Annotated in this window: 10 protein-coding genes; all 10 read left to right on the top strand. The window is 68.1% G+C overall.

The genetic code is table 11. The annotated features are described in order from the left end of the window. Positions 1-95: 95 nt before the first annotated feature. The 10 genes from mraZ to murG all read left to right on the top strand — a co-directional run bounded on the left by mraZ (position 96) and on the right by murG (position 12,607). Entirely contained in the window at positions 96-527 is a 432-nt protein-coding gene (gene mraZ, locus JOF45_RS07320) for a division/cell wall cluster transcriptional repressor MraZ (protein WP_210051369.1), read from the top strand. A gap of 143 nt (positions 528-670) precedes the next feature. Then, on the top strand, positions 671-1,678 hold the full coding sequence (rsmH, locus tag JOF45_RS07315; protein WP_210048773.1) for a 16S rRNA (cytosine(1402)-N(4))-methyltransferase RsmH: 1,008 nt from the start codon (positions 671-673) through the stop codon (positions 1,676-1,678). Then, positions 1,675-2,346, top strand: coding sequence for a cell division protein FtsL (gene ftsL, locus JOF45_RS07310; protein WP_210048772.1), 672 nt, complete (start codon positions 1,675-1,677; stop codon positions 2,344-2,346). The genes rsmH and ftsL overlap by 4 nt, the downstream gene beginning before the upstream one ends. A 24-nt stretch (positions 2,347-2,370) precedes the next feature. Then, on the top strand, positions 2,371-4,161 hold the full coding sequence (locus JOF45_RS07305; RefSeq protein ID WP_210048771.1) for a peptidoglycan D,D-transpeptidase FtsI family protein: 1,791 nt from the start codon (positions 2,371-2,373) through the stop codon (positions 4,159-4,161). A gap of 69 nt (positions 4,162-4,230) precedes the next feature. After that, positions 4,231-5,916 carry a UDP-N-acetylmuramoyl-L-alanyl-D-glutamate--2,6-diaminopimelate ligase gene (locus JOF45_RS07300; protein WP_210048770.1) on the top strand — a complete coding sequence of 562 codons (1,686 nt, stop codon included), beginning with the start codon at positions 4,231-4,233 and terminating at the stop codon, positions 5,914-5,916. Next, the gene (locus JOF45_RS07295; RefSeq protein WP_210048769.1) at positions 5,913-7,421 is read left to right on the top strand and encodes a UDP-N-acetylmuramoyl-tripeptide--D-alanyl-D-alanine ligase; all 1,509 of its coding nucleotides are present in this window, start codon (positions 5,913-5,915) and stop codon (positions 7,419-7,421) included. Before JOF45_RS07300 ends, JOF45_RS07295 begins: the two co-directional genes overlap by 4 nt. Beyond that, entirely contained in the window at positions 7,415-8,521 is a 1,107-nt protein-coding gene (gene mraY / locus JOF45_RS07290; protein ID WP_210048768.1) for a phospho-N-acetylmuramoyl-pentapeptide-transferase, read from the top strand. The genes JOF45_RS07295 and mraY overlap by 7 nt, the downstream gene beginning before the upstream one ends. Next, positions 8,503-10,098: a UDP-N-acetylmuramoyl-L-alanine--D-glutamate ligase gene (gene murD, locus JOF45_RS07285; protein WP_210048766.1), complete on the top strand. Its 1,596-nt coding sequence runs from the start codon at positions 8,503-8,505 to the stop codon at positions 10,096-10,098. Before mraY ends, murD begins: the two co-directional genes overlap by 19 nt. Before the next feature lie 46 nt (positions 10,099-10,144). Further along, the gene (gene ftsW, locus JOF45_RS07280; RefSeq protein WP_210048764.1) at positions 10,145-11,443 is read left to right on the top strand and encodes a putative lipid II flippase FtsW; all 1,299 of its coding nucleotides are present in this window, start codon (positions 10,145-10,147) and stop codon (positions 11,441-11,443) included. A gap of 45 nt (positions 11,444-11,488) precedes the next feature. Next, complete coding sequence (gene murG / locus JOF45_RS07275; RefSeq protein ID WP_210048763.1) at positions 11,489-12,607, top strand: undecaprenyldiphospho-muramoylpentapeptide beta-N-acetylglucosaminyltransferase; 1,119 nt, start codon at positions 11,489-11,491, stop codon at positions 12,605-12,607. The last annotated feature ends 19 nt before the right edge of the window (positions 12,608-12,626 follow it).

Raw genomic sequence — 12,626 nt, 5'->3', positions numbered from 1 at the left:
TCATGATGCGTTGCATGTGGGGGAAAGTGGGGTAAAGTGGAGGACGCAAGAGAGATGGGGGTGTCCCTACTCGGACATGTGAGGTGGTGGTGGCCGTGTTCCTCGGCACCTACACGCCTCGTATGGATGACAAAGGGCGTCTGATCCTTCCCGCGAAGTACCGCGAGGAGCTGGCCGACGGCCTGGTCCTCACCCGCGGGCAGGAGCGCTGCATCTACGTGTTCAGTGCTGAAGAGTTTCAGAACGTGCACCGTCAGATGCGCCAGGCCCCTCTGACCTCGCGCCAGGCACGCGACTACATCCGTGTGTTCCTCTCGGGGGCCTCTGACGAGGTCCCTGACAAGCAGGGGAGGGTCACCATCCCTCCCGGGCTGAGGGACTACGGGGGTCTCGACCGCGAAGTCACGGTGATCGGTGCGGGAGACCGCGCCGAGATCTGGGACACCGCGGCATGGAACGCCTACCTGGAGGAGAAGGAGTCGGAGTTCTCGGCCACGGACGAGGAAGCCATCCCCGGACTCTTCTAGGAGCAGACGGTGCTGGAGGCCTTGGATGAGTTCTCCCGCCGCCCGACGGTCCCCTGACTTCACTTCCCCGATGTCAGGTGACGGCGGAGCGGATGGGGAGCTGGTCCAAGGGTTCACGTCAGAGCAGGACGAGTGGAGGCGACATGGCAGAGCGCGCAGCGGCTGACCGGCATGTGCCGGTGATGATGGACCGCTGCGTCGATCTGCTCCTGGCCGGTGCACAGAACATCCGCGCCCAGGGCGCCGTGCCTGTGGTCATCGATGCCACGCTCGGCATGGGCGGCCACTCGGAGGCGCTGCTCCGCTCGGGAGATGACCTCCACGTCATCGGCCTGGACCGGGACCCCCAGGCGCTGGAGATGGCCGGGGAGCGGCTGCGCTCCTTCGGCGACCGGTTTCGCGGCGTCCGTACGGTCTATGACCGGGTGGACGAGGTCGCCGAGGAGCACCTCGCACAGGGCCAGCAGCTCGCCGGAGTCCTGTTCGACCTGGGCGTCTCCTCCCTGCAGCTGGATGAGGCCGATCGCGGGTTCGCCTACTCCTACGACGCTCCGCTGGATATGCGGATGGACTCCTCCGAGGACTCTCCGGATGAGTCGGTGGCCGAGCTGCTCGCTCGGGTGGAGGAGGCGGAGCTGCGCCGGATCATCCGCGAATACGGCGAGGACCGCTCAGCGGGGCGGATCGCCAGGGCCGTCGTGGCCCGCCAGCGTGTCACCCCCTTCACCACGACCCAGGACCTGGCCCGCGTCATCGATCAGGCTGTCCCCGCCGCGGCCAAGCGCACCGGAGGGCATCCCGCCAAGCGGACCTTCCAAGCACTGAGGATCGCCGTCAACCGCGAGCTCGATGTGCTCGCTGAAGCACTGCCGCACGCACTGGACGCACTCGACGTCGGAGGCAGGGCGGTGGTCCTGAGCTACCACTCCCTGGAGGACCGGATCACCAAACGGGCCTTCGCCGCGCGGACCACCTCCTCCGCGCCGGCCGGGCTGCCGGTGGAGATGGAGGAGCATAAGCCCACCTTCCGTGCCGTGACCCGCGGCGCCGAAGCCCCCGATGAGCAGGAGATCGCGGCCAACCCGCGAGCCGCCTCCGCGAAATGTCGATCAGTTGAGAAGATCAGAACGGCCAGGAGGAGCGAGCGATGAGCGCAGAAGCACGTGCAGAGGACGCACTGCAGGCTGTCCGGGGCAGCACCGCCCGACAGCTGGATGCCGCACCGCTCGAGGAGCAGGAGGGCCTGCGCTCCGTTCGGCCGGCGCTGCGCGCCCTCCCCAAGGTCAAAGAGCGCCAGCGCGGTCTGCTGGCAGGGATCATCGGCCTGCTCGCCGCCGCGCTGGCCATCGTCCTGGCGGTCAACATCCACATCTCCAGCACCCAGTACCAGGCCGTGGAGCTGCAGAACCAGTACACCGCGCTGAGTCAGCAGAACCAGGCCCTCTCGCAGCAGGTCCAGTACCGCCAGTCCCCGCAGTCCCTCTCGGACAACGCGGTGTCCCTGGGGATGGTCATGCCGGCCTCGGCCGGGTCGTTCGATCTCTCCAGCGGTGCCGTCGCAGGCGAGGCGGCCGCGGCGGACTCCTCGGACCGGCCCTCGAGCTTCGTCTCCGCCCCGGTCCAGCCCGGTGACGAGGCCGCCGCACCGGCGGACGTGGCCGAGGAGGCGGCCGGAGCGCCGTCGGGAATGCTCGGCTCCGGCGCGTTGGACACTCTGACACGCCCCGTGGGCGGGCAGAATGGTGAAGAGGCCTCGGGCGCCGAAGAGCCGGTGGAGGACCTCAACGGAGGGACCATCCCGGCCCCCGCTCTGAACTAGCGCCGATAAGGAGGAACCGCACCTATGGGAGCAGCCTCCGCGGCGCGCGGCGCGACCATGATGTCTCATCGGATGAGGATCGCTCTGGCCTTCATGGCCGTGGTCCTGCTGGTCATGGGACTCCGACTCTTCCACGTCCAGGGCCTGGACACCTCGGGCTACGCCCAGGCGGCCGTCTCCGAGCGGCTGCGCAGTGTTCCCGTCCCCGCTGAGCGCGGCGACATCCTGGACGCCCAAGGACGAGTGATGGCGACCTCAGTGGACCGCTACGACCTCATCGTTGATCAGCGGCTGGTGGACGACTTCCGGGAGTGGGATGAGGACACCGGCCTGATGACCACCGTGTCCGTCGGCTCAGCCATCGATGAGCTGGCCCAGATCGTGGACGAAGATCCGGACACCTTGGCGGAGCGGATGACCGGCGACTCCCACTACGCCGTGGTCGCCGAATCCGTGACCCCCGATGAGCAGGAGCGCGCGATGGAGATCGGCATCCCTGGGCTCTATTCCGAGCAGGTGCCTCAGCGCAGCTACCCCTCCGGGCCGGTGGCCGGCAGCATCCTGGGCTTCATAGGCGAGGACGGTCCGCTCGAAGGAGTCGAGAGCATCCATGACGACGCCCTCTCCGGCCAGGACGGTGAGCGGGTCTATGAGATCGGCGCCAGCGGCGTCCGCATCCCCACCGCGACCTATGAGGAGATCCCCGCCGAGAACGGGCAGGACGTGCAGCTCACCATCGATCAGGATCTCCAGTGGTTCGCCCAGGAGGCCATCGCTCAGAAGACCAACCAGTACAACGCCCAATGGGGAAACGCCACAGTGGTGGACCTGCAGAGCGGGGAGATCCTCGCCATGGCTGACTCGGAGACGGTGGACCCCTCCGCCCCGGGCGAGACGGAGGAGCTCTTCCGTCGGCCCCTGGCGCTGACCCAGGACTTCGAGCCGGGATCCAGCGGCAAGGCTGTGACCTTCGCCGCGGCGATGGAGGAGGGGACGATGAGCCCCACCGACGAGTTCACCGTCCCGGACGAGTACACCGTCGAGGGCGAGACCATCCAGGACGCCCGGCCCCATGAGGACTACGAGATGACCGCGGCAGGCATCTTCGCCCGGTCCTACAACACCGGCACTGTGATGATCGGCAATGAGCTGGACGAGCAGACGCGCTATGAGTACATGCGCGATGTCGGCCTCGGCGAACCCATCGACATCGGACTGGGGATCGACGGCGAATCCATCCTGCGGCCCCCGGACGAATGGGACCGGCGTCAGCCGCTGAGCACGCAGTTCGGCCAGGGCTACACCAGCACGGTTCTGCACACCGTCCAGCAGTACCAGACCTTCGCCAACGACGGAGTCCAGGTCCCGCTGAGCATCGTGGACTCCTACGTGGACTCCGAGGGCGGCGTCGAGCCCTACGAGCCCGGCGAGCCCCACCGCATCTTCTCCTCGGAGACCTCTGAGGAGATGATGCGGATGCTCGAGGGCGTGGTCGAGTACGGCAGCGCCCCCGGGGCCGCCATCGAGGGCTACCGCGTCGGCGGCAAGACGGGTTCGGCCGAGGCCGCAGGGGAGTCCGGAGGCTTCGACGGCTACACGATGTCCTTCGTCGGCGTCGCACCGCTGGACGATCCGCAGTATCTTGTCTCGGTGGCCGTGCACCGCCCCCAGGGCGAGTGGGGCGACTGGGAGGTCACCGACACCTTCCAGCAGATCATGAGCCACACGCTGAGCACCTACAACGTGCCGCCCAGCGGCGCCGAGGAGGAGAGCTACGACGGCTTCGTCGGGGATAATCAGGATCAGGCCTGGTGACCTGCAGGCCCCGCAGCCTTGGGGCGTCCGCCCCTGCCAGACCCACGACATTCCGGAATGAGAGAAGCTATGCCCCCATCAGAGACCCACCTCTCCGTCGCCGAGCAGGACAGCGTGCTCCGGCCCCAGCGGGTGGTGGGAACCGACGTCGGGCAGCTGGGCGAGATGCTCCATGGATTGGGCTACGATCCGCTGCTGACTCCGGTCAGCGGTGCGGCGGAGAAGGTTCGGCTCACCGGTGCGGCGATGAACCCCAAGGCCGTCGGGCCGGGAGATCTCTTCGTGGCCGTCTCCGGAGCGCGCGCCCACGGAGCGGACTTCGTCCGCGACGCCGTCGACGCCGGAGCCGCCGCTGTGCTCACCGACGCCGCCGGTGTGGACAAGGTGCGTGAGGCCCTGGGCTATGTTCTGCCGGTGCTGCAGGTGGAGTCGGTCCGCGACGCCGCGGGCCCGGCAGCCGCTGCCATCTACGGGAACACAGCGGACTCCGGTCCTGCCCTGTTCGGGGTGACGGGCACCAACGGCAAGACCACGACCTCCTACTTCCTGCGCTCGCTCCTGGACCAGGTCATGTCCCGCCGGCAGAAGCTCACCGGGCTCATCGGCACCATCGAGATCGCCGCCGGGCAGGAGACCATCCCTTCGCAGCTGACCACGCCGGAGGCGGTCCAGCTGCACAGTCTGATGGCCCTCTTCCGCGAACGCGGCGTGGGTGCTGCGGCGATGGAGGTCTCCTCGCACGCCATCACCTACCACCGGACCTCCGGACTCTTCTACGACGTGGCCGGCTTCACCAACCTCACCCAGGACCACTTGGACCTCCACGGCTCCATGGAGGAGTACTTCGAGGCCAAGGCCCAGCTCTTCGCCCGGCGTCGGACCCGCACCTCGGTGATCACCGTGGACGATCCGTGGGGCCATCAGATGGCCTCGGCGGCCTCCGGCGATGTGGTGACCTTGGCCACTGCCGGTCAGCCGGCGGAGGTGGACTGGGAGGTTCTCGACGTCGAGCCCTCCGGGCTAGGACATGCCTTCACGCTTCATCATGGTCGCAGCGGCGAGCGGATCAGGACTCGGACCGGACTTCCCGGACGCTTCAACGTCTCCAACGCGGCGCTGGCCGCCGTCATGGTCCTGGAGTCCAAGCAGGCCGAATACAGCCGCGACGAGGTCGTGGAGGCTCTCGAGCAGGGAGATCCCTTCACCATCAGTGTCCCCGGGCGTATGCAGGTCATCGGCACCTCGCCGGCGGCCATCGTGGACTTCGCCCATAACCCGGACGCCATGATCCGCACATTGGAGGCCGCCTCCGAGGCGCGCCGCGGCGACGGCAGGATCATCCTGGTCATCGGTGCGGCGGGGGAGCGGGACCGCTCCAAACGCCCGACCATGGGCGCGATCGCTGTGCGGATGGCCGATCATGTGATCATCAGCGATGACGATCCCCACGGGGAGGACCCCGCCCAGATCCGCGAGGAGCTCATGTCCGGCGCCCAGGAGGCCGTGGAGCTGGGCGAGCTGAGCACTGTGCTGGAGGAGGTCTCGCCCCGGGCCGACGCCATCGAGCGCGCCGTCTCATCGGCCTCTCATGACGACACGATTATCCTTGCTGGCCGGGGTCATGAGGTCTATCAGGACTTCGCCGGCGAGCGGCACCCCATCGACGACCGGGCCGAGCTTCGAGAGGCCCTGGTCCGACACGGCTTCACGCCGTTGGAGGACTCCGGTCACCAGAACGGAGGAGAGAGAGCATGATCGAGCTGACTGCCGCTGAGGTGGCATCAGCGGTGTCGGGACGCCTGCGCGGCGTCGCGGATCCGGACGGTCTGATCGTAGACGCGGCCGACACCGATTCCAGGAACATGTCCGGCGGGACCGCCGGACACGGAGCCCTGTTCATCGCCAAGCCCGGCGAGGTCACCGACGGCCACCGCTTCATCGACGCCGCGCTGGAGGCCGGCGCCCGCCTGGTGCTGGCCGAGCGGGAGACCGATGCACCCGACGGCACCGCCCATCCTGCGGTGATCGTCGACGACGTCGTGGACGCCATGGGCCGGCTGGCCGCCGAGATCGTGGCACGCCTCAGGGCTCACTCTGAGACCACTGTCATCGGGATCACCGGCTCTGCGGGCAAGACCACCACCAAGGACCTGCTGAAGTCGCTGCTCGAGCCGGAGGGTCCCACGGTCGCTCCGCAGGGCTCCTACAACGGCGAGGTCGGCCTGCCGCTGACCATCTTCACCGCCTCCCTGGACACCCGCTACCTGGTCCTGGAGATGGGAGCGGACGCGCCCGGAAACATCCGTCAGCTCTGCGAGATCGTCACTCCGGACATCGGAGTGGTCCTCATGGTGGGCTCTGCCCATGCGGGCCGCTTCGGGGGCGCGGACAAGATCGCCCAGACCAAGGGTGAGCTGGCCGAGGCCGTGCCGGCAGACGGGCATGTCATCCTCAATGCCGATGATGTCCAGGTCAGCGCCATGGCGGACCGCGCCCAGGCTCCGATCACCTGGTTCGGCGAAGGTGAGCAGGTCGATCTGCAGGCGCAGTCCCTGACCCTGGACGACGCCGGCCACCCTGACTTCACCCTGGTCCGGCACTCCGCCGCAGGCTCCGCCGGAGTCCGAGTGGTCAGCGGTCTGACCGGCGCCCATCACGTGACCAATCTCCTGGCGGCCGCGGCGGCCGCCCTGCGCGCCGGCGTCGCCTTCGAACAGATCGCCCAGCGGCTGAACGGACTGGGTCCCGGTTCCCGCTGGCGCATGGAGCGCACGGAGCGACCTGACGGGGTCACCGTCATCAACGACGCCTACAACGCCAACCCAGAGTCCATGCGGGAGGCGCTGAAGACCCTGGCTCGGATCACCCGGCCCCAGCAGGGTCCCCAGCGTCGCAGTGTGGCCGTTCTCGGGGCGATGCTCGAGCTCGGCGATGAGCACACCATCCGGCACATCCAGCTCGGTGAGACGGTGGTGCGCCTGAACATCTCCCAGCTGCTGGTGGTGGGTCAGGACGCCTATCAGCTCTACCGCGGTGCCGTGGCGGAGGGCAGCTGGAACGAGGAGGCCCACTGGGTGGAGACCCTGGAGGAGGCCGAGGAGTACCTCAGCCATGAGCTCCGCGCCGGGGACGTCGTGTTGTTCAAGTCCTCGAACGGCGCGGGCCTTAGACTTCTTGGAGAGAGGGTCGCGGCCAGTACCGGTGCTGTCGCGAGCACAGACGACCTCATCGGAGATGGGAAGGCAGGTTCGCAGTGCTAGGTGTAGTGATCGGCTCCGGCCTGGGGCTGCTCCTGACGCTGCTCGGCACCCCGCTGTTCATCCGGCTGCTGGTCAAGCGCGGATACGGGCAGTTCATCCGAGACGACGGACCCACCTCCCATCACGTCAAGCGCGGCACCCCCACCATGGGCGGTGCCGTCATCCTGGTGGCGGTGGTGCTGGCCTATCTGGGCGCCCATGCCTTCCTGCTGATGACCAACGACGCCGCCCAGGGTCCGACGGCCTCCGGGCTGCTCCTGCTGCTGCTCATGGTCGGGATGGGTCTGGTCGGCTTCGCCGATGACTTCGCCAAGATCAGCCGGAAGCAGTCCTTGGGACTGACTCCCTGGGCGAAGATCCTGGGCCAGGGTCTGGTCGGTGTGCTCTTCGCCGTGCTGGCGCTGAACTTCCCCAACGCAGAGGGACAGACCCCGGGCTCCACGGCCATCTCCTTCGTACGGGAGACCGCACTGGACCTGGCCTTCGCCGGGCCGATCATCGGCGGCATCCTCTTCGTCATCTGGGCCAACCTGATCAACACTGCGGCCACCAATGCGGTGAACCTGACCGACGGTCTCGACGGCTTGGCCGCTGCGGCCACTGCGATGGTCACCGCGGCCTATACGATCATCGCGATCTGGCAGTCCAACCAGGGCTGCGGGATGCTTCGCGCCGTGGACGAGGTCTGCTACGAGGTCCGTGATCCGATGGATATGGCCATGCTGGCCGGCATCATCACTGGTGCCCTGGTGGGCTTCCTGTGGTGGAACACCTCACCGGCCAAGATCTTCATGGGCGACACCGGGTCCCTGGCCCTGGGCGGGGCCCTGGCCGGCTTCGCCATCCTGACCCATACCCAGCTGCTGTTCATCGTGCTCGGCGGTCTCTTCGTGATCATCACCTGCTCGGTGATCATCCAGGTGGGCTACTTCAAGCTCTCCGGCGGCAGGCGCATCTTCAAGATGGCTCCGCTGCAGCACCACTTCGAGCTCAAAGGATGGGCCGAGGTCACTGTGGTGGTCCGCTTCTGGATCATCGGCGCCGTGGCGGTCGGCCTCGGCCTGGCCGTGTTCTACGGAGAATGGGTGGTCACCCAGTGACCGGGCAGGAGCCTCCGCGCGAACCTTCGGTCCTGCCCGCCCTGCGGGGTTGGGACGCGGATTGGAAGGGACTGCGCGCCGTCGTCGCCGGTCTGGGCGTCTCCGGCTTCTCCGCCGCGGACACCTTGGCGGAGCTGGGCGTCCATGTCACCGTGCTCGAGGGTCGGACCGCGCAGAAGCAGCAGAACGACGCCGAGACGCTGAAGATCGTCGGGGTCACCGAAGTGCGTCTGGGCCCGGAGCACACCGAGTCCCTGCCGCAGGTCGCCGACGCCGAAGGCAGTCTCGCCGTGCCGGACCTGGTGGTGACCTCTCCCGGATGGCGGCCTGACTCGGCCCTGATCGCCCAGGCGCGTGAGCAGGGCGTCCCGGTCTGGAGCGAGATCGAACTGGCGTGGCGCCTGGGCGCCCGCCCCGGGGCGAAGGACCCTGACTGGCTGGTGCTCACCGGCACCAACGGCAAGACCACGACGGTCACGATGCTGGAGTCCATGCTGATCGCCGACGGCAGGCGTGCGATCGCCTGCGGCAATGTAGGCGTTCCGGTGCTGGACGCCATCCGTGACCCGGAGGGCTACGACACTCTGGCCGTGGAGCTCTCCAGCTTCCAGCTGCACTACACCGAGCTGCTGGACCCGCTGGCCTCGGCCGTGCTGAACATCGCCGAGGATCATGTGGATTGGCACGGCAGCTTCGAGGGATACCGGGCCGATAAGGCGAAGATCTTCGAGAACACCCGCCTCGCCTGTGTCTACAACGCGGAGCAGAAGCTCACTGAGGACATGGTGGCAGAGGCCGACGTCCACGAAGGCTGCCGCGCCATCGGCTTCACCACCCAGACTCCCGCGCTGTCCATGCTGGGCCTGGTGGACGACATCCTGGTGGATCGGGCCTTCCTGGCCGACCGACGGCATCAGGCTTTGGAACTGGGCGCGCTGGAGGACTTCGGCCTGGCCGGCCAGGGTGGTGTCCCGCAGCACCTGGTGGCCAACACCCTGGCGGCGGCGGCGCTGGCCCGGGCCGCTGGCGTCGAGCCTGCTGCGATCCGTCAGGCCATCCTGGACTATCAGCCCGGCGATCACCGCATCCAGCCGGTGGCCAAGTCAGGCGATGTCCTGTGGGTCAACGACTCCAAGGCCACGAATCCGCATGCGGCCGCGGCCTCGCTGCGCAGCTTCGAGGACATCGTGTGGATCGCCGGAGGTCTGCCCAAGGGCGTGGTCTATGACGAGTTGGTCGCCGAGATCGCCTCGCGGCTGCGCGGCGTGATCCTCATCGGCACAGACTCCTCCCAGCTGCGGTCCAGCCTGGAACGACACGCCCCCTCGGTGCCGATCATCGGCCCCGGCGTGCGAGAAGATGAGTCCGAGCTCTCCGCAGAGCAGCTGCGGAGCACCGACGGCGATGCCGCGATGCGCGCGGCGGTGGCGGAGGCCGCACAGCTCGCCCGCCCCGGGCAGACCGTGCTGATGGCCCCGGCGGCCGCCTCCATGGACCAGTTCGAGTCCTACGGGCACCGCGGACAGGCCTTCATCGACGCCGTGGCGGAGCTGATGGACAGCAGGGAAGATCACTGACCCTGCACACCGCTGAGAAGGACGAGGACCCGGGAGGAGGATCTCGATGAGCACAGATCTCACCCCGGAGGAGCGCCGGAGGAATCTCCGCCTGGTCGGAGACTCTGATCAGCAGCCGTCTGAGGAGTCCCCGAGCGACGGCAGCCTCGGCCGGAAGTGGCGCGAGGAGCGCCAGGCTCGCCGCGCCACCCGGATCACCCGCCTCTGGGGATTCCTCGAGGGCGGCAACCCCTATACGAACTATTGGCTGATTCTGGGCTCGACCCTGGCCCTGGCCGTCATCGGTCTGACCATGGTGCTCTCCTCCTCATCGGTGCATGCCTTCGGCGAGTCGGGAAGCGCCTTCACCCTGTTCATCCGTCAGGGCATCTGGGCCGCCATCGGCGTGGTGGGGCTCTTCCTGGTCTCGCGGGTGCCCACTCGTCTGTTGGGCGCCCTGGGCTGGTTCCTCATGATCCTGTCCTCCGTCCTGCTGGCTCTGGTGGCCTTCACCCCGCTCGGTGTGGAGGGAGGCGGCTCCACCAACTGGATCCGCCTGGGCCCGGTCCAGGGGCAGCCCTCCGAGATCGCCAAGCTGGCCCTGGTCCTCTGGGGATCCGCGGTCCTGGCCCGCAAGGGCCGACTCGTCCAGCAGTTCTCCCACTGGATGATGCCCTTCGTGCTTCCGGGCTCGTTCTTCGTGCTGCTGCTGGTCCTCCTCGGCGGAGACCTCGGCACCAGCCTGATCATCCTCGTGCTGGTGGGTACGCTGCTGTTCACCGCCGGCGTCGCGCTGCGCTACTTCCTCATCAGTGCGGGGGCGGCCGCTGTCGCCGTCGCGCTGCTGATGTGGATGACGCCCTACCGCATGATGCGTGTCTACGCCTGGCTGGGCATGAACTGCGATCACCCCACAGAACCGTGTCACCAGAGCGAGCAGGGCTTCTACGCCTTGGCCTCCGGCGGCTTCTGGGGTGTGGGGCTGGGCCAGTCTCGGCAGAAGTGGGCTTATATCCCCGAGGTCGAGAACGACTTCATCTTCACCATCATCGGGGAGGAGCTCGGACTGCTCGGCACTCTGCTGGTGCTCGCCCTCTTCGCGGTGCTGACTCTGGGCATCTTCCGCGTGGCCGCGGCGTCCACCGACCGGTTCACCCGGCTGGTCTGCATGGGCACCGCCTCCTGGCTGGTGGGGCAGTCCTTCATCAACATCGGCATGGTCACCGGCCTGCTGCCGGTGGTCGGCGTGCCCCTGCCGTTCATCTCCTACGGAGGCTCGGCGCTGACCTGTGCGCTGGTCGCCGTGGGTGTGATCCTGAACTTCGCCCGGCGGCAGCGGCTGGATGCCCAGCGCCAGCAGTCATAATGGAGAGGACGAATCTCTCTGCCCACCATGAGACATAAGGACGTTATGCGCGAACCCTCTGTGGTCCTCGCCGGAGGCGGCACCGCCGGCCACATCTCTCCGATGCTGGCCATCGCCGACGCCGTCGCCCGCCTGGCCCCCGGTACACGCCAGACGATGATCGGCACCGAAGTCGGCCTGGAGACCCGTCTGGTCCCGGCCGCCGGCTACGAGTTGGAGACGATCGAGAAGGTCCCCATGCCCCGGCGGCCCTCGCGGGGCCTGCTGAAGTTCCCAGGCCGCTTCAGCGGCGCGGTCAAGGCCGCCGAGAAGATCATCCGCGACCGAGAGGCCGACGTGGTCATCGGCGTCGGAGGCTATGTCTCCACTCCGGTCTACGTGGCCGCCAAGCGTGCCGGCGTCCCGGTGGTCCTGCATGAGGCCAACGCCCGTGCCGGGATGGCCAACAGGCTCGGCAGCCGCTTCGCCGCCTTCTCCGGAGTCGCCTACGAGGGCACTGCGCTCAGAGGTGCCGAATGGGTGGGCATGCCGATGTCTCGGGAGATCTCCCAGCTCGACCGCGGCCAGGAGCGGGACGCCGCCCGCGAACGCCTCGGGTTGGATCCGGAGCGGACCACGCTGGTGGTCACCGGCGGCTCCTCCGGGGCTCTCTCGCTGAACCGTGCGGTCTCTGCCGCCCTGGACGATCTGCTGGCCACCGGTGCCCAGGTGCTGCACCTGACCGGCCGGGACAAGGCAGTGCTGGATGAGGCGGGACGGCCGGTCACCGCCGAGGGCTACCACCAGCGCGAGTACCTGGACGGGATGCAGGCCGCCTATGCCGCAGCGGACCTGATCGTGGCCCGCGCCGGCGCGGCAACCGTCTGTGAGGTCGCCGCCGTCGGGCTTCCTGCGGTCTTCGTCCCGCTGCCCATCGGCAACGGGGAGCAGGAGCTCAACGCCCGAGACCTCGTCGATGCCGGCGGTGCGCTGCTGGTCAAGGACGAACACTTCACCAAGCCGTGGATCAGTCGCAACATCGTGCCTCTGTTGAAGGACCCGCGACTGCTGCTGACCATGGAGAAGCACGCCGCGGAGCGCGGCATCACCGACGCCGACGAACGGATGGCCCGCGCCGCGCTGCGGGCCGCCGGATACGACCTCGACCAGGAGGCCGCTGAGTGACTGCCCTGAACGAACTCGG

Source organism: Nesterenkonia lacusekhoensis (genome assembly GCF_017876395.1).
GTDB classification, from domain to species: Bacteria; Actinomycetota; Actinomycetes; order Actinomycetales; family Micrococcaceae; genus Nesterenkonia; species Nesterenkonia lacusekhoensis.
The sequence above is the reverse complement of the archived record's forward strand: the minus strand, read 5'-3'. Positions and strand labels throughout refer to the sequence as shown.